We start from the raw sequence: 17469 nt of genomic DNA on the forward strand, positions 1-17469 counted from the left end.
GCTTGAATTGCAAAGTACTGTTGATTATCAAATGCCATACAGGTTATTACAGTATATGTTGGAAATATGGCGTACCATTTTAAAAGATACGAAGAAAGCAAGGGAAAAAGCTAAGAAAGATTCTAAGAACAAAATAGAAATTGAAACTGAAAACAAAGAAGAAATAGGATTAAGCGAGGAAGATTTCAATCTATTTAGGATTTGGCTTAAAAATGTGATAACTCGTGGAATGCCAAAAGAAAAAGCCGAAGAAATAGAGAAGATAATAGAAGTGAACGAGGAGGTAGATAATATGGTGTATGCTATGGAGATAGCATTACGTGAAAAAATGAAGGAGATGGAACTTAAAGGCAAATTGGAAGGTAAATTGGAAGGTAAATTGGAAGTTGCAAAAAATATGCTTAATGCTGGAATGGATATGGAGCAAATAAGCATATTTACTGAAATTTCTGTAAAAGAATTACAAAGTTTATTGCAGAATTTAAGATAGAAAGAAATTTTTGAGGGTATATGCAGTGTTCGTATATGTTTGTATAGAAAATATTGACAAATTATTGTAAAATAGGGATGAGGTTATGGAGCACTTGTGGGTGTTGGAGCCCGATTCAAAATATGATGTGCCGGACAACAGGCACAATATGAGATATAAATATATTCAAAAATCAGTAATGACACTTGGTAATTTTACCGTTCTCTTTATGCGATAAAATATATGATGAAGATTTTTCATTTACCTTTGCCGATGCGGTTCATCCTGCCAATAAATACAAAAAGTATTTTATTTACCTCGTTTTTATGTTATCCTGTGTGTTGGGAGAAAGTTAAAAGGGAAGTGAAGACATACTATGAGGATAAATTTTCAGGGCGGCGCGTCCGAGGTTGGGGCGAGTTGTATTCTTTTAAATATCGACGGCAGAAATCTGTTATTTGACAGCGGCATCAGGATGGGTGGCAGTGAGATACTACCTGACATGAGCATTATACAGCAAAAAGGCGGCGTTGATGCCATATTTGCAAGCCACGCTCATATGGACCACAGCGGAAGCCTTCCCGTTATCAGCAGGGAGTATCCTGATGCAAACATATACATGACACACGCAACAAAAGATCTTATAAGGGTTCTATTATATGACAGCCTTAAAATAATGGAGAACAGAGAAGCGGAAATACCGGTGTTTGCGGAGGTACATGTTGAAAACATGCTAAAGAAGGTAATTTGCTTTTCACCGGGTTATACATTCAGCCCGTTTGACGATGATATAAGGGTTACTTTTTATAACGCGGGTCATGTGGCCGGTTCAGTCGGAATATATGTTACCGGAAAAGAAGGTGCGTTTTTCTACAGCGGGGATTTTTCGGTATCGCCTCAAAGAAGTGTTGAAGGAGCGGCATTTCCCAGGCTGCGTCCTGACATAGCCGTATTTGAATCTACTTATGGCGACAGACTCCATTCGGACAGGAATATTGAAGAACAAAAACTTATTGAAAAAGTAAGGGAAGTAATACTTTCGGAGGGTAAGGTTCTTATCCCCGCTTTTGCTCTTGGGAGGGCACAGGAGGTCATACTGATACTGAGAAAAGCGATAAACAGCGGACAGCTCCCTGTATTCAACATATATGTGGACGGAATGGTAAAGGATATATGCAGGGTATACAAGCTAAATCCCAATTACCTGAAAAACCAGCTTGCAAAAAAGATATTTAAGGGAAATGAAATATTCTATGATGATAACATAATTGCGGTCACCTGCGGGCATAAACAGCGGGAAGAGATAATATCAAAAGATGAACCCTGCTGTATTATATCCAGTTCGGGCATGCTTACCGGTGGCCCCAGTCAGTGGTATGCCGAAAAGCTGGCTCAGGAGGAAAACAACTACATTGCGCTTACGGGATACCAGGACGAAGAATCACCCGGCAGACAACTGCTCGAGCTCATCGAATCAGAAAAAGAAGACAAATTTCTCAAACTGGGAGACAGAACCGTTCCAATAAAATGCGGCATAGGAAAATACGGCCTTTCCGCACACGCGGACAAAACACAGATAATATCGTTCGCACACTCCCTTGGGGCAAGGCATTTGTTTTTCGTGCACGGGAACAGCGAGACAGTATCCAATCTGGCATATGAAGTACAAAAAGAATACAGAGGGAATGTCTATAACCCTTCAAACGGGGAAGAGTATAAAATAAACGTGAGAAATCCAAGGCAACAGCTGTCAAGACAAAAACCGCCCACCTTAAATAAACTGACAAAGCCCTCCGGCGAGGATATTGAAAAAATATGGGAACTTCTGATTGCCAATGATGGGGACAAACGGGTTTATACAGTTGAGGAGCTGTTCTACTGCTTTAACGGGACAGAAGATTTTACCGAAGAGGATATTCTTAACCTCCAAGACCTGTTGAATGAGAGCGCCTTTTTTGAGCCAGACAGGAAAAAACCGTTCATGTTCAAACCGCTTGACAGGCAAACGGTTGAGGAGCAGGGAAAAGACGGAGAGCATATGGAGGTAAACCGGATGCTGGCGCTTGTTGATGAATACTTTCCCAGGGAAAGCGGTTTATATAAAAAAGGCGCGAGGTTCGAACAGAAAATAGCCGTACTGAGTTTCAATTTCCCCTCTGCTGCTATTTCTAAATACAAGGAAAAATTCAGAGAATTTGAAGAAGTTACGGGATGGAGTGTTGAAGTCAACAGTGAATGCAATCTGATGGAAGCAGAAAACCTGATATCAAAACTTCTTCCCGGTGACGTTGAAATAATGGCACCAGTATCATATTTCAGGACGGATGACCTTTTTAAAGTAAAAGTCAGCAGGGAATTTGAAGATGAGGCTGTGATAAATAAATTCAAGGAAATAACGGGAATGGATATCTGTTTTGAGGTAAAAGGAAAAGAAAACACAGTTCCAAATGCAGCGCCCATAAGGCAGGAAGGACAAATGGAACAAAACCGCGCCCTGCAGCTTATAGAGGAAACTTTTAAAAGTAAAGAGGATAAGCTTTATAAAAAAAGCCTCAAAACAAATGGCAGTGAATCCTTCATTGAGCTTTCGTTTATTTCTCCATTTGTCGGAGAAAGGTATGCTGAACTCATAGAAGAACTGGAGGCGCGGACATGCTGGAACATAAGGATAAACCAGACTCCGAACCAGAATGAAATACTCAAGATTGGCAAGAATATCTTCGAGGGAAAGGGAGTCAATTTGAAAAAAGCCCTTTCATACCTGCCTAAAGAGATGAAGGTCAGGGCAGTAACTTGCGGCATAGATGAGCCGCTTAAAGAGGAAATACAAAAAGAGTTTGCCAAAGCAACAGGTCTTGAAATTGAGATAATATGACATTTAAGCTGTGATAAAGTTGTGCTGTGTTGCATGGGTTTGAGTGCATAACAAAAACAAGGCTGAACGGCAGCAATAGGATTTTTACAGATAAATCAGTTGCGAATTGAAGAATAAGAAAAAGGCTCATTTATGGGCCGCATTTAAACTTGAAATTTTCATGCATTTTGACTCCTAACATTAACACATAAGAGGAAAATTACAGTTGGCTTATAATGACACCAATGATATAATAATCTTGAATATTGTTTATAGGTGAACATTATGAATATCAGGAAACAACTGGAAGAATATATCTTAGATATGGAAAAAGTAGCAAGAACATTTGAAATTGAGCCTTTTGATATATATTTGTTAGGTGGTTCTGCTTGTATATTAGGTGGTTTCATAGATAGGGCAACAAGAGATTTCGATTTTATAGATTTAAATTATCCCTCGAGATTAGGTAAAGTTTTTGTGCAATTGAGGAATTTTGATATGTTAGAGTATGAAAGTACTACAGTATCACCTAAATATAAAGAGCGAGCAATAAAGCTCGAAAAATTTAAATATTTAAATATCTATCTACTATCAGTAGAAGATATTATTGTAAGTAAAATAATAAGACTGGAACAAAAGGATTTGCAAGATATTGATGAACTTATTAAAGTAGCGGATAAAAAACTGATAAATAGAATTATAGATGAAGTTTTAAATAGAAGCGATTTATATGAATCAAAGAAGGAGCAGTTTACAAAGCAGCTTCCTTCATTTCGGGGGAGGTATCATGTATAGAATAATATGTGAAAGTTACAAAAATTTTATGAATGATTTTTTACCGGATAATACATCTGATTATCGTTATCAGATTATGCAACCTTTCAGATTAATTCTGGATACATCTTTGTACATGGAGGAGAAAAATAAAAATAGTGCAGACTTCATGAAATTGGAAGATTTTTTATACAAGATAAAGCGAAACATTAAAAAATATCCCAAATTTAAATCTTTTCTATGGAGCTTAGAATCAAGGAATATATTTGGTAAAAACTATGGAGTACTATCTATCGAAGAGTTTTTAGAACAATTAAAAATTATGGATATGTTTTTGAAATTAGCATATTGGGATTAAATAATAACAAGGATGTAAAATTAACTCAGGACACACGTGAAATGAAAAGGGAGGGTTTGTAACTGAAAAATTTTTATAGAAACCATACAAAAATCTATTATATGAGATAGGAGTTGAAATAGTGGTGGACATTTTACAACTAAAAATCACATTGAAGTATGTTAAGCCTCCAATATGGAGGAGAATCCAGGTGCCGGACGATATAACTTTCTACAAGCTCCACAGGATAATTCAGGAGGCTTTTGGGTGGCAGGATTATCATTTGTTTGAGTTTGACTGCAAAGGTATATCCATTGGTAAACCGGACAAAGAATACAGTGACGATATTAAAAATGCGACCCGCATAAAAGTGACTGACTACCTCAAAGAGAAGGACAAGGTGGTTTATACTTATGATTTTGGCGATAACTGGCAGCATGAAATCGTTGTTGAGAAGATATTACAGACGGAGGCAGGAGTGAAATACCCAAGGTGTATTAGTGGCAAACGCAGTTGTCCACCTGAAGATGTCGGCGGGGTGCCGGGGTATGAAGAATTCCTGGATGCAATCATGGACCCGGATCATCCTGAGCATGAAGAAATGATTGAATGGGCTGGCGAGGGCTTTGACCCTGAGAGGTTCAACATAGATGATGTCAATAAAATATTGGAAAGGATAAAATAAGAATCCGGTAAAAGAAAAGCTTTTTGTTTACGGGAAGACAGGATGGAAGGATAAGACAAATTAATACTAATGATTTGATGGAGATTTTATGATTGCAATTTTAATGACTGTTTTGAAAATAATATTGTTTATATTTGTGCTTCTTGCTGTATCTTTTCGTATTACCAAATTACTCACTATTTTGGAGAATTGATGACCGCAATTAAGAAAAAAACTAAACTCACTATAGGTATCCCATAATTAAGCATTGCTTTTTTCGATTGTCTATATCCTAGCCAATCCGGATATTTTTTTTCAACAATAACAGCTATCATATGAATAATAAAGTATAGGTCTTAGGCAATACATCCTTAAGTTCCTCGTTCTCAGCTTCAATAGCTTTCACAGCATCGTTCACTGCTCTTCCAATGTTTTCACCTTCAGGCAATTGAAGCAAATAGGAATATCTGGCTTGCTCCGGCAAGTACATTACACCCCTGGCTTGATAATCCGCATTCCCTATTGTCCGCCTGGAATTTCTGGCACCCACAGCCTTAGAAAGCTCATTTTCAATAACTTTGAAAAGGAAAGGGAGACCCAAAATTGAATCAACTATCATCATTCGTCTCTAAAATCCGTGATAACCCTTGAAATACTTTATTTCTCATTAAGAAACACTTCCTTCTAAATGATCTTATCCCGGCTTTCTGGGTCCATATGTTCTTTAAGCGTTTCGGTAGAAAAAGAAATTACTCATTATCTTCATTATCATTAGCATACTTTTCCAACAAAATTATATCATTTTCGACTATCTCAAACTTCAGGTCCTGCTTCACAGACTTTTTCATATATGCTTTCCATTGTAAGTGTTTATCAGGAAGCAGTTTGAATTCCTCTGTATGGGTGCAGACATATCCTGCTAGCAGCAGGATTAAATGTCATAGAAAAACCGTGTTTTAGCATAATTCAATGCCATAATATGTATAACATTTTCTGGTAGATAGCAATATTGATATAGAGAATCTTGAATGAAGGAAATAGAAAAAATACCTACCCAATATGCTTGAATTATAAGGAGAAGCACCCAAAGGCACGCTTCGTTCAAGAACTCTTTCAGTGTGCTCTTGATACCTTGCTTCCTTGGTCTGCATCTTTACCGGATTATTGCAGAGCGCCTGTTAAAAATATACAACAGCCCCTACATAAATGATAGGTAGGGACCGTTTGACGTTTACCTTATATTTCCTGCTTATCAACCAGAACCCCTCCGGCAAATCCCGTATACTCATCTAAAAACCATTCTGCTGCTTTGGTCATATAAATAGATATTTCGTCTCCTTTAAATGCAAAAGTTATTTTTAGAGTTCCTAAATAATAGTCTGTTATGTAAACTAGCATATTGAGCTTATGTTCCTCAACCCATGCTGCAGAAGCCAAGCAATTGTATTCTTTGCCCGATGCCGTTCCAATTCTTTCTCCGTAATAATGCTTTTCCGGGAAAGGTCCTTCTACTTTCCTTCCAATACCAAATCTTAGCTCATGATGTCCTGTTGCATTTTCATATTCCCATATACCTTCATTGCCATTAAAAACTAAGCGCATTTTTGAGATATTCATCGGGTTTTCATTTAAGGTAAACCATTTGCCATTGATCTTTTGTACATATGAAGATGTAAGATTTCCTTGTTGAGGCAAAATCTTAAGAGTTTTGATTTTTTCCTTCAGTTTATTATATCCCTCAGTGTCTTCCGGCAACGGCGAATCACTAATTTTATTGTATATTTCTTCATAAAAGGAATCAACGATACCTTCTCCGGTAGGGCCCGCACCTTGAGTATCAGATATACAGGCAAATATTAACTCTTTATTGGGATAACAAAATGCAAGTTGCGATCCCATTCCTCTGAAAGCAAATCCATTTTCTCTTTCCATCCATATTTGATACCCATATCCGTCTCTACCTGTAAGTGAGTTATCAATTTGTTTTGATGTAGCTGCACTAATATATTCTTCTGATATTAGCTGCTCATCATTCCAGCGGCCTTTGTTCATGCATACATAGGCAAGTTTAGCCATGTCTTTTAACTTGCATATAACTCCGGAACCGCCCCATGATGTGCCTTCCGGTGTTTTTATACACCAGGCATCTTTAGAAAATCCTATAGGATCAAGCAATTTATCGCGCATATATTCCAGGAAAGGAACTCCGCTAATTCTCTCTACAATAGTGTTGAGAATAACAGTAGCTGCTGTGTCATAAGAAAAGATCGTTCCTGGAGGGTGAGACGGCTTCTTGTTAAAAAATGTTGCAGCCCAGTCATCATCATGGCGTGTATAGGAATTTGTTGAATGAGGAGTTGCCATCATTAAAAGATCTCTTACTGTTGCTTGTGCCAGATATGGGTGTATGTCCTGGGGTGCTTTATCTTCAAAGAACTGAACAACCTTGTCCTCCAGCTTTAGTTTTCCTTCATCAACCATTAATCCTATGGCCAGAGATACAAAGCTTTTACTTACTGAATACATGCGGTGCATGCTGTTTTCTGAATAGGGTGCCCAGTAACCTTCGGCAGCTATCTGCCCTTTCCGCAGTATTAAAAAACCGTGCATGCAGGTTTGCTGCCTGTCTATTCTTTCAAGGAAATTAAGAATTGCAGAAGAAGGAATACCCAAGCTTTCGGGGGAATGAGCCGGTGTAAACAACTCGTTTTTACTCACAAAGAACACTCTCCATTATAATTTTATTTTTTTGTTGTTCATTGGCATTAAAGACCATTACCATTACTTATTATATCATAATATTACTATTATTACTATCCCAACTCTATTAAAAACAATTTATGTATTTTTCTTTCTCATAGAAGCCTAGATAAGAACATGGTACGGGAAATTGGCAAATACATATCAAAATTCGGTATTGATATTTACTTAGGCGAAAACGATCAAGAACTGCAAAAAGCTGATACTGAAGGTTTAGACAAATAATGAAACTGCTTTTTTTCTAATAAGCTTTATCAAGATTGTATTTTTACTGGTATAACCAATTTTATTATGACCATTTGAATATCAAATTCAAGAAGATATAAAGTTAACTTGAAAGTAGGTTTAATAGGGATAGAAGGTTTTTTTAATTTGTTGGGGAGGTGGTGGATATGGAAGATGGCTGGTGGACAGTTTTTGCAAATCATCATTTAAGGGAAAAGCGGAAATATCTCGAAGAAAAGCCTGAATATTTGAAGGAAATACTTCAGTACGGAAGCGAAAAAGCAAGAACTGAAGGAGCGAAAACTCTTGAGAAAGTCAAAGAGGCAATGAGTATACGGTATTTTTAATATTTCAATGGGGGGCAGAAACCATCTGCCCCTATTGAAGCCCTCACTATTCAATAACATCTTTGGATGAAATTAAAAAATACACTAAGAACACACCACATATGAAAGAGATAAATCCATACCCGCCAAAAATATCAAACCTTGATGAGAAAAAACCAAAACCTAAGCCTGCAATGATAATTGTTGCTCTTAATCCCAAGGACTGAAACGAATCAATGGTCGCTCTCATGGAAGAATCAATCCAATGATGCAGATATCCGGTGGTTATTGGTTCTATAATACCTGATACAATACAAACCAGGAAAATTACCAACAGGCTTGAGTATCCTTTAACTGCGTAAATGATTTTGTTTCTTTCCGGGACAAACAGCTTGCTTTCAAGATCCTGGAAATAATACTTTATACCGCTGATTCTGACAGTGGAAAGGTTTATATTTGTTTTGATCCTTATACACCGGATCGGAGCAAGTTCACCCATTTCAACAGCCGTTTTCAGGTCCAGTTTATGTGCGACATTTTTGAATAACTCCGGCAAGTCCTCACCGTCGGTTCTCTCGGGAGTTGCCGTAAGCCCAAGGGTAAATTTCGGTTTGAAATATCCAAGTATCTTCCTGTATACAACATTTTCCTGCAAAACAAAACACAATACAATGATCCTCAGGACCTCTTCAGGAAAATTTCTGGCACTTACGTTATCTCAGTTTTTAAGCTGAAATTTTACTGTGTGACACTAATTGCTTTTTAAAAAGCATTTGCCGGCAAAACTGCAACAAATATATATGCTGTTCTTTTTTCTCCTGTTGATGGTTCCGTATAATACATTTTTTGCCCTGCCCAATCCACCTGCATCTCTTCGCCTGCTTTGTGTTCAATATGCATTGATAGATTGTTGTCTTTTTTGAATTTCCTGTATCTTTCACAGAATTGCGTATACATTTCTTTTTCATCTCATAAAAAACATATGCATTTTGTTAAGGGTTTCAGGGGACTTCCCCCTGACAAGCGAACTTGGGCACACAGGTTCAGTGCTTGCCAAAACATGAGATACACTGCCTTACGGCAGGATACAAGCCGAAAAAAGAATAGATGGCATGGTGCAAAGCCTTGTTCTTTTCGGCTCATATGCCATATCCTTTTGAAAAAAATCCCTCACTGTCCATTTCATTTTATGGTCAAAACCGGACGGGGTCTTGCTCAAAAATATGTCTCCCTATTAATCAGCAAATTTTTGGGGCATTTGTTGACCCCCCTGGGGAAATTTTTTTGCAAATATGGCTGTATATCCTATTGCGAACTTTTTGAAGTTTTGCTTACAAGAAAAATGCCAGTATCAGCAGGAAATATCCTGATGACACTGGCACTGTCCGAACTATATGTTATAGTATTATATGCTTTGTGATTAAACGTATGATACTGATATGGATGTACACTGAGATAGCTATCATTGTTACCTAAATGTTTTTATTACAGATTCACAACATATAACATAAATAAGTTATAGAAGAATCCTCATACCCAAAAACTAAGACAATAGGCAAGCTTTCTGCCATTCTATGTTTTCTTGCACTTAAGCTGTCTAATGTCAGACGGTACAGTACGGATGATATATGGTGTATGGATAGGGGAGTCGGATTATTCGCCGGTCTAAACGTGTTACCAAAAGCAGCTTGGTTTAGTTCATATTCAAGTAGTATTACCAGAGAGATGAATATCTCTTTTTTGAAGAGCTTGTACTTAATACGGAAAGAAGAAGGGCTCTTATCCGATACAGTAAACATAGACTTTACAGCCATACCCTATTGGGGAGATGATGATCCCTTTGAAAACAACTGGTCACCAGTTCGATTCTTGTTGAGGGCTCCACATTTCAGAGGTTTGGATTATTGCATTTACTGTAATCTTACTGTAATTTCAAAAATCCAGACAAGGGAAAAAGCAAGGATATAAAAGTCCCTGCTTTATATAGCCTGTCCGGTGAAACCTGGGAACGGGTAGAAATCATAGTCTGATATGTAATAAGAATAATGGTGTTGTATATCATTATGAAAGTCAGCTTGTCGGCGATTATGATAAAGGACGGACCGAGAAAGAAATTATTGAGATTATAAAATACGGAATGCGAGGAAATGGCATATGAACGTAAACGGTATCCATATTATCTGTCCAGTCTGCGGTGAGATTGATAAATCCTTAGTTGAAATTTATAACATAAAACTGCGCAAGCAAGATTTTGCAATGTCGCCGATATTGCCAACTTGTAAACAATGTACCTCTGAAATTGAAATAAATAATTCTCCAAAATGGGCAATTGAGAATCTGAACGAGGAAATGTTCCAGCCATTGTTTTCTTATTATGGAAGGGCATCGGTGTCACCGGTATACACTTTTACAGCAATGCTAATTCAGCTTGAAAAAGGATATTCGGACCGGGAGATGGAAGAAGAGACAAGGTTCGATGATCGTGTGAAATATGGGATAACAGCGCCGAGGGATTTTGACGGAATAGATGCGGTAACCTTGTGCGACCACAGGAAACGATTTTTTATGAGTGATATAGGTAGGAAAATATTATTAACTACGATCAATCAAGCTAAGGAAGCAGGGATATTTGAAAAGGTTTGAAAAGGTTTTAAACAATCCAGCCAAACGGATCACCACCCTGCACTCTTTTAACGATATTATTGCCATAGTTTTCTACTTACAAGCATAACTCTGGCTCCAAAGTTTTGCACAAAAAAAAGAAGTTGACAAAAGTATGTTATTAATATATAATTATAATACAACTGCAACACAAATTCATTACAAAATATGATAAGGAGGTTCTTAGCATGGCACAAAGCAGCTTAATACAAGTTAGAGTTGATGATGTTCTTAAAAAAGAGGCAGAAAAGCTTTTTAATGATTTGGGCCTTGATGTACCGTCTGCTATACGCATTTTTTTGAAGCAATCTTTGATTCATAATGGAATACCATTTGCAATTACACGAGCGGATGATTTTTATAATGAGCACAACCTGCAAGTTCTGAAAAAATCCATACAGCAACTTGATAATGGAAGAGGAAAAGCCCATGAGTTGATTGAGGTGGGCGATGAAGATGAATAAGATTTGGTCCGATGAAGCGTGGAAAGATTATCTGTATTGGCAAATGCAGGATAGAAAGACTTTAAAGAGAATAAACTTAATTATACAGGATATTGAACGCAATGGATATGATGGGATTGGCAAGCCTGAACCATTAGGAGAAAACTGGTCAGCTAAATCACCTTCGAACTATTCATACTAAAGCTATAAGCATCATTCGGGTGAGAATAAATTTTCCTCCTAACACCAACCCTTCCCAAGAAGAAAGCAGAATGATATAATTAGAATAGAAAATTAAAGTAAACGAGCCTCTGAGGAGGCATTTGAGAAGGGCTTCGAAGAAGTTATTAGCAGTGTTCTTCGAAGAGTCTACGAAGTGTATTACCAGTTAAATACTGGTAAAATAAATGCTCCTGACACGAGCCTAATGGCTGTGAAGAGGAACTATTATACAAGGAGTGTTTGGAAGATAAATCAAAAAGGTTTTAATAAAAAGTATGATATAATTATATTAAGGGTGAAATTAAATGTACAAGTGTACAAGAATAATAATACTGGTATATTGAGGTGAAAAACTATGTTGGCAAATAAAACTTATAGTTTGAATATCCCTGACGAGTTTATAAAGATAATTGATAAGACAGGGTATGGGAAGTCCTTAGATGAGAAATTTAGGTTATCTTTAGCAATAGGACTTTTTATAGATAAATCAGTTACATTGGAGAAAGCTGCAGAACTTGCAGGAAAGCATCTGGCAAATTTCATTGATATATTAATCAGTAGAAACATTCCATGGATGGAATATACAGAACAACATGTTGAAGAGGATGATTTTGCAATTATGAAATATCTGGAGGATAAATAAGGTGAGCAAGATAATTAGTAACACCGGTCCTCTTATTGCATTATCCATGATTAACAAATTGAATTTATTATGGGAATTATATGATGAAGTCTATATTCCAAAATCCGTGTATAACGAAATTATCAATACAGAGGATGAGAATGATTATGGGAAACAGGAAGTAAAATCAGCAGTAAAAAGTGGGAAAATCATAGTATACAATGTAAATGATAAAGAATTGATTGGGAAAATTCTTGGCAGAATGCATATAGGTGAAGTTGAAACCATTGTTAGTGGAACCGAACTTGGCGCAAGTTTTGTTTTAATAGATGAAAGAACAGCAAGAAATAGTGCCAAATCTTTTTTATTAACTCCTATTGGTACATTAGGTATTTTAAGAATTGCAAAGCGAAAAGGTAAAATAGAAAAGATAAAACCTTTGATCGATATATTGTTAAAAAAAGGTTACAGAATATCAAAACTCATATGTGATGATATTTTAAAAAAAGAAAAAGAGATATAAAGGCTTCTATAAATAAATCATCGTCGAATAAATCATCGTCGATTCTTGACAACATATCAATATTTCGATAAAATATGAATATAATAAAGACGGAGGTGGACGAAATGCCAATAATTAGGCCAAGCTCAGACTTAAGAAATAACTACAATGAAATTTCTGAGTTTTGCCATAGATACAATGAACCAATATATATCACAAAGAACGGTACAGGAGACCTTGCGGTTATGAGCATTGAAACATATGAAATGCTTGTTGGGAAATTTGAGTTATATGCTATGCTTGAAAAGGGATTGGACGATGTTAAACATGGTCGTGTAAAACCTGCAGGAGAAGTGTTTGCAAGGATAGAAAGCAGGCTAAGGAAATGATGGAGTATAATCTGGTTATTTCAGAAGCTGCTGAAGCGGACCTTGATGGAATTGCAGACTATATTTCATATGAGCTAAAAGAGCCAATTACGGCTTTAAAGCAGCTTGAAAGAATACAGGAGGCTATGGCGACTTTGGAAGAACTACCGGAGCGTCATAGCCTTGTCCAGGATAAATACCTGGCAGCGAAAGGAATAAGGAAGCTGCCGATAGATAATTACCTGATATTTTATACCGTGAACAAAAGCACAAATACAGTTAGCATTGTCCGTATTCTGCATGGTAGGCGTGATTGGGAAAGTATATTATAGTGCCTATCCTGCTTCTCGTGAGCGTGGTGAACTAGCAGTTGTGAAAGGACACAATTACAGGACTATGGTCTATAGCCTTGAAATAGGCGATGTTATCGGAATCATCGACGGCAGGACAAAAGAGGATGTCATGGATTTTTCGATGACAATATACTCTTTTAGGGCAATTACGCCTATACTTTAAAATTATGTTATTTCACAGTCATTCTTACAAACTCTTCGGCTGTAACTATTCTTGTATCGCCATATTCTTTTAAACGAAGCAAGTGCTGGTCGACTGATACTACAAACTTGCAACTGCCTGCTATAGAACATTCCAGGAAAATATTATCTTTTAGATCATCTTTTATTATATCTGCTTTTTGCAGAGGATATGCCATTATTATATGCTCAAGAGATAAAAATTTGTTTAGCAGGTCCAATCTTTCTTTCACGCTATGTCCTTGGGCAATATATATGTTGACGGTGAAAGACAGTCAGGCAGCAAGCACATAATTGAAAACCAGGAAAATGACAGAAGAGATGCTATCTTTTGATTAATCATACATCCGCAGTGGAATTCGGACGCATAATACTTGCAAGCAAGGTTATAAAAATTGTTCCTGTAACAGCGGAAAGATGGGAAAATTCATGGAATCTCTTTGTCAAGTACAGCGATAAAAATTTTTTATTTACGGATTGCACCAGCTTTATAATAATGAAAGAGTTGGGTTTGAAAGAAGCGTTTACTTTTGACAGGCATTTCCAACAGATGGGGTTTTCTTGTGTTCCATAGGCTTCTATCTTCCATAACGAAATCAAGGCGGGAAAAATTTTTGTAATGCGTATTCTCCAAAACTTCTATCCATGTCTTTCCACCATCTCTGGTACAATATAATATTCCTTCAGAAGTCATAACCCAGCCTGTTTTGAGATTAATAAAATCGAAGTCCTGTGCTGCAATCCGATTCTTTGAATGAATTGGTATTGTAGCTTCCCAACTTTTGCCGCCATTATGAGTATAATAAAATATATTATCGTAATTGTCCGGCTGACTAGTATATATAGAAATAGGTACACATACTATTGGATAGTGTCATAGGGGACTGTACCTCAATATCCGGGTGGGTACCATCCGATAGAGTATTAACGACAATATTATTATCTTCTTGAATTTCACCGGCAAAATCATTGTTGGTTGCTTCCTGCATACTACAGGAAGCAGTAAAAAGAATTATAATAAATGTAATAACAATAGAGTAATTTATCCTTTTCACATACCATCACCCTTTCTGTTTGGAGATAACTTTCAAAATATAGGCCTTATTTAAAGTCAGTACATCTTCTTTACTATTTTTAACGTAGCAGTCCAAGAAGTATCATATTTACGACAAATCCTATGTTACCAAACGAAATAAAAGGCAAAATTACTACGAATGGCGCAATAATACCGATACGGTATATGTTATCACTGTAACCGGCGTACTTATACTTATAGAAGTTTAACAGAATGGCGTCAATATTCTTGCACTGTGGAAATATGGATTAAAGTCATCATAATCACTCTTGTTTCTAAATAGAGAAGCGCTTTGTATCATTTTGGATGCAGAAATATTAAGGACATAGCTTTTTCATACTTATGTCTGAATTATACTATGATTTGGCTATAAAATTAATGATTCCCAATCCTGAATACTATAAAATCAAAATAATTGCTTTAACACTATGCCGGTTTTACGGGGAAAGAAAATGACTCAGCCGGATCTTGCAGCTATGCAGGAGTTAATGCAAAAGTTGACATATGTAATATACAGGAGGGAAAGAAAGTGACAGGGTCAAGTACTATAAATGAACGGAAAAAAAGATGGTTGAAATTATTGTCAGGAGAACTGGCCAATAGATGCATGTTTCTTATTGAAGTTGAAGATAGTATCAAGCCTAGGCCATTATTGTGGAGAGAAAAGAAAAGAGAAAGAATCGAATGGATATCGGAAAAGTATTCAAAACAGATGGAAATGCTGGAATGGCTGGACGACGACAGAATACCTTTCCTTGATATGCTTACCGGGACTGAAATTTTTGCTGAATGTTTTGGATGTCAAGTTTATCTTTCCCATGATAATATGCCTTTTGCACTCCCGCTGATAAACAGTGCCGGTGACGTTGCAAGGCTTAAGCAGCCTAAACTTGAAGATACACCTCTTATGTATCTTTTTGAAATGGCCGACGAATTGTCAATATTTGCAGGAAAACAGGCAGTGTTCAAGCTTCCGGATATTCAGAGCCCTATGGACGTCGCTGCATTGATATGGAATAAGAATGATTTTTACATTTCCCTGATTGATGAGCCGGAAGCGGTTAAAACATTGGCCGGTATGGTTAAAACTCTTATGCTGGAGTTTCTGGACGAATGGTTTATCCGATATGGAAGGGAGTTTATTGCACATTTTCCCGATTATTACATGCAACAGGGTTTGTCCGTGTCGGTTGATGAAATTGGTGTGATTAGTAAAGAGATGTTTAAAGAATTTTTTCTTCCGGAGCTGGTTGATTTATCAAATCATTACGGGGGATTGGGGATTCATTGTTGTGCAAATGCTCGGCATCATTGGGAAAGTTTTAAAATGATTCCAAATTTACAGGTGTTGAACCTTTGCCAGCCGGAGAATATTCTTGCCGAAGCGTACGGTTATTTTGGAGGACGGTTTGTCCAGATGCATTCATGGTACGAAAAAAGGCCTGTGTGGGAGAAAGTCAGCGGCTTTCCAAAGGATAGCAGGGTAGTATTGCAGTTGTTGGCGGAAAACAGGGATGAAGCGCTTCGGGTTTGCGAAAAATGCAAAATTGCATGCGGAAGACAATAAACGGATTATTCGGGCAAGACCGGCTTTTATAAGCAGCATCTGTTTTGCTGTCTGCGTTATATAAACCGCAATTGAAAACAACTACTGAAATGCTATCATTTGCAAGTAGAAACCAAGTAGTAGAAACTGGAATTTGCTGAACTTATTCCTGGCCGATATGGGTATGGAGCTTTCTATAGGAGGTTGGCGTCATACCGGTAAAGGATTTAAACTGTCTTGCAAAATATGAGCTGTCATTGAATCCGGCTTCCATAGAAATTTCCATTATGTTCATTTCCGTTTGCTTGAGCAATGAACATGCCTTTTCTATTCTTAATTTAAGGATGAAATTATGTGGAGAAATATTGTAGCTGTTTTTAAACACCCTGCAAAAGTGCCGTCTTGACAGGCATGCCATTTTTGCGAGCTTTGTAATATTGATTTTTTCGCTGAAGTTGCTCTCAATATATGAGACAACGGTTGCAATATCAAAAAAGCTGGTATTGGACGTGCTCAGAATTTTTGTGTATAATCTGGACAGATACACTATCAGTTTGATCAAACATGAAATAAACATGGATTGATAGCCGTCCTCCTTTTTGGAAAACTCCATATTTATCTCGTTGATTATTGTCATTACATATTTCAGGGAAAAGTAGTCCAGGTGAAGCCGGCTTTTGAACTGATGCGCTTCTCTGTAATACGGTTCAAGGATAAATAATGCCTGGAACCCCGCAAGCTTTCTTAAATCGGGAAATCTTGAAAACAGTGTGTTGTCCTTGAACATAATGTTGCATATTAGTAAATGGTTTACTTCCCGGAAGCCGTGCGAAACAGTACTGTCCGTTATGACATACACATCTCCCGCTCCTATTCTGTAGCTGATGCCATCAACTATATGCACCGCTTTTCCGCCAAGGATGATAAATATTTCATAGAAGTCGTGCGAATGGACGAAATAATCCTCTGTTATCTCACCATACATGATATTGTACGGAAAGTCCATACTGCTGTTTTCAAGATCTTTCAAATAAACTTTTTTACTCATGTCCGGGTTATACTACTTCCTGGCAAAAAAATCGCGGTAT

General features: G+C 37.1%; 24 protein-coding genes and 2 pseudogenes. 17 read left to right on the plus strand and 9 right to left on the minus strand.

Translation table 11 applies throughout. The annotated features are described in order from the left end of the window. Window positions 1–55 precede the first annotated feature (55 nt). The 5 genes from HPY74_09660 (at window position 56) to HPY74_09680 (ending at window position 5119) form a co-directional block, all read left to right on the plus strand. The gene (locus tag HPY74_09660) at window positions 56–490 is read left to right on the plus strand and encodes a hypothetical protein (GenBank protein ID NSW90916.1); all 435 of its coding nucleotides are present in this window, start codon (window positions 56–58) and stop codon (window positions 488–490) included. Between the two features lie 355 nt (window positions 491–845). Further along, entirely contained in the window at window positions 846–3344 is a 2499-nt protein-coding gene (locus HPY74_09665; protein ID NSW90917.1) for an MBL fold metallo-hydrolase, read from the plus strand. 264 nt (window positions 3345–3608) lie between these two features. Next, window positions 3609–4118 (plus strand): hypothetical protein, encoded by a 510-nt coding sequence (locus HPY74_09670; GenBank protein NSW90918.1) that lies wholly within the window; start codon window positions 3609–3611, stop codon window positions 4116–4118. Beyond that, window positions 4111–4455: a hypothetical protein gene (locus HPY74_09675; protein ID NSW90919.1), complete on the plus strand. Its 345-nt coding sequence runs from the start codon at window positions 4111–4113 to the stop codon at window positions 4453–4455. Before HPY74_09670 ends, HPY74_09675 begins: the two co-directional genes overlap by 8 nt. A gap of 118 nt (window positions 4456–4573) precedes the next feature. Further along, the gene (locus tag HPY74_09680) at window positions 4574–5119 is read left to right on the plus strand and encodes a plasmid pRiA4b ORF-3 family protein (GenBank protein ID NSW90920.1); all 546 of its coding nucleotides are present in this window, start codon (window positions 4574–4576) and stop codon (window positions 5117–5119) included. 325 nt (window positions 5120–5444) lie between these two features. Here the strand turns inward: HPY74_09680 and HPY74_09685 are convergent. Next, window positions 5445–5672 (minus strand): annotated as a pseudogene (locus HPY74_09685) (SAM-dependent DNA methyltransferase). Window positions 5673–6334: 662 nt separating this feature from the next. Beyond that, window positions 6335–7816 carry a serine hydrolase gene (locus tag HPY74_09690; protein NSW90921.1) on the minus strand — a complete coding sequence of 494 codons (1482 nt, stop codon included), beginning with the start codon at window positions 7814–7816 and terminating at the stop codon, window positions 6335–6337. A 434-nt stretch (window positions 7817–8250) separates the two neighbouring features. Between HPY74_09690 and HPY74_09695 the strand changes: the two genes are divergently transcribed. Then, entirely contained in the window at window positions 8251–8430 is a 180-nt protein-coding gene (locus tag HPY74_09695; GenBank protein NSW90922.1) for a hypothetical protein, read from the plus strand. Window positions 8431–8770: 340 nt separating this feature from the next. On the opposite strand, the pseudogene HPY74_09700 reads toward HPY74_09695, so the two are convergent. The 3 genes and pseudogenes from HPY74_09700 to HPY74_09710 all read right to left on the minus strand — a co-directional run bounded on the left by HPY74_09700 (window position 8771) and on the right by HPY74_09710 (window position 9628). Beyond that, window positions 8771–9085, minus strand: a pseudogene (locus tag HPY74_09700) (hypothetical protein). Window positions 9086–9171: 86 nt separating this feature from the next. Continuing rightward, window positions 9172–9366, minus strand: coding sequence for a hypothetical protein (locus tag HPY74_09705; GenBank protein NSW90923.1), 195 nt, complete (start codon window positions 9364–9366; stop codon window positions 9172–9174). Between the two features lie 118 nt (window positions 9367–9484). Next, on the minus strand, window positions 9485–9628 hold the full coding sequence (locus HPY74_09710) for a hypothetical protein (protein ID NSW90924.1): 144 nt from the start codon (window positions 9626–9628) through the stop codon (window positions 9485–9487). Between the two features lie 416 nt (window positions 9629–10044). Between HPY74_09710 and HPY74_09715 the strand changes: the two genes are divergently transcribed. The 9 genes from HPY74_09715 to HPY74_09755 all read left to right on the plus strand — a co-directional run bounded on the left by HPY74_09715 (window position 10045) and on the right by HPY74_09755 (window position 13743). Beyond that, entirely contained in the window at window positions 10045–10377 is a 333-nt protein-coding gene (locus tag HPY74_09715; GenBank protein NSW90925.1) for a hypothetical protein, read from the plus strand. A gap of 186 nt (window positions 10378–10563) precedes the next feature. Next, on the plus strand, window positions 10564–11052 hold the full coding sequence (locus tag HPY74_09720; protein ID NSW90926.1) for a transposase: 489 nt from the start codon (window positions 10564–10566) through the stop codon (window positions 11050–11052). Between the two features lie 206 nt (window positions 11053–11258). Beyond that, window positions 11259–11534 (plus strand): type II toxin-antitoxin system RelB/DinJ family antitoxin, encoded by a 276-nt coding sequence (locus HPY74_09725; GenBank protein NSW90927.1) that lies wholly within the window; start codon window positions 11259–11261, stop codon window positions 11532–11534. Next, window positions 11527–11715 carry a type II toxin-antitoxin system YoeB family toxin gene (locus HPY74_09730; GenBank protein ID NSW90928.1) on the plus strand — a complete coding sequence of 63 codons (189 nt, stop codon included), beginning with the start codon at window positions 11527–11529 and terminating at the stop codon, window positions 11713–11715. Before HPY74_09725 ends, HPY74_09730 begins: the two co-directional genes overlap by 8 nt. A gap of 375 nt (window positions 11716–12090) precedes the next feature. Then, a complete protein-coding gene (locus HPY74_09735) occupies window positions 12091–12378 on the plus strand; it encodes a UPF0175 family protein (protein NSW90929.1) in 288 nt (95 codons plus the stop codon). 1 nt (window position 12379) lies between these two features. Next, the gene (locus tag HPY74_09740; GenBank protein ID NSW90930.1) at window positions 12380–12880 is read left to right on the plus strand and encodes a DUF3368 domain-containing protein; all 501 of its coding nucleotides are present in this window, start codon (window positions 12380–12382) and stop codon (window positions 12878–12880) included. A gap of 104 nt (window positions 12881–12984) precedes the next feature. Beyond that, window positions 12985–13248 (plus strand): type II toxin-antitoxin system Phd/YefM family antitoxin, encoded by a 264-nt coding sequence (locus tag HPY74_09745; GenBank protein NSW90931.1) that lies wholly within the window; start codon window positions 12985–12987, stop codon window positions 13246–13248. Continuing rightward, window positions 13245–13559: a type II toxin-antitoxin system RelE/ParE family toxin gene (locus HPY74_09750; GenBank protein NSW90932.1), complete on the plus strand. Its 315-nt coding sequence runs from the start codon at window positions 13245–13247 to the stop codon at window positions 13557–13559. The genes HPY74_09745 and HPY74_09750 overlap by 4 nt, the downstream gene beginning before the upstream one ends. 40 nt (window positions 13560–13599) lie before the next feature. Next, window positions 13600–13743 carry a hypothetical protein gene (locus tag HPY74_09755; protein ID NSW90933.1) on the plus strand — a complete coding sequence of 48 codons (144 nt, stop codon included), beginning with the start codon at window positions 13600–13602 and terminating at the stop codon, window positions 13741–13743. A gap of 7 nt (window positions 13744–13750) precedes the next feature. Here HPY74_09755 and HPY74_09760 read toward each other — a convergent pair whose 3' ends face one another. Beyond that, the gene (locus tag HPY74_09760; GenBank protein NSW90934.1) at window positions 13751–13993 is read right to left on the minus strand and encodes a hypothetical protein; all 243 of its coding nucleotides are present in this window, start codon (window positions 13991–13993) and stop codon (window positions 13751–13753) included. 98 nt (window positions 13994–14091) lie between these two features. On the opposite strand from HPY74_09760, the gene HPY74_09765 reads away from it, so the two are divergent. Further along, the gene (locus HPY74_09765; GenBank protein ID NSW90935.1) at window positions 14092–14334 is read left to right on the plus strand and encodes a PIN domain-containing protein; all 243 of its coding nucleotides are present in this window, start codon (window positions 14092–14094) and stop codon (window positions 14332–14334) included. Here HPY74_09765 and HPY74_09770 read toward each other — a convergent pair. Then, a complete protein-coding gene (locus tag HPY74_09770; protein ID NSW90936.1) occupies window positions 14227–14625 on the minus strand; it encodes a hypothetical protein in 399 nt (132 codons plus the stop codon). The two genes, HPY74_09765 and HPY74_09770, sit on opposite strands and share 108 nt — an antisense overlap. Beyond that, window positions 14594–14815: a hypothetical protein gene (locus tag HPY74_09775; GenBank protein ID NSW90937.1), complete on the minus strand. Its 222-nt coding sequence runs from the start codon at window positions 14813–14815 to the stop codon at window positions 14594–14596. Before HPY74_09775 ends, HPY74_09770 begins: the two co-directional genes overlap by 32 nt. Window positions 14816–15364: 549 nt before the next feature. On the opposite strand from HPY74_09775, the gene HPY74_09780 reads away from it, so the two are divergent. Further along, window positions 15365–16402 (plus strand): hypothetical protein, encoded by a 1038-nt coding sequence (locus HPY74_09780; GenBank protein ID NSW90938.1) that lies wholly within the window; start codon window positions 15365–15367, stop codon window positions 16400–16402. A gap of 142 nt (window positions 16403–16544) precedes the next feature. Here HPY74_09780 and HPY74_09785 read toward each other — a convergent pair whose 3' ends face one another. Next, window positions 16545–17429: a helix-turn-helix transcriptional regulator gene (locus HPY74_09785; protein NSW90939.1), complete on the minus strand. Its 885-nt coding sequence runs from the start codon at window positions 17427–17429 to the stop codon at window positions 16545–16547. Window positions 17430–17469 lie beyond the last annotated feature (40 nt).

It is taken from the genome of Bacillota bacterium (genome assembly GCA_013314855.1).
In the GTDB taxonomy this organism is placed as follows: Bacteria; Bacillota; Clostridia; order Acetivibrionales; family DUMC01; genus Ch48.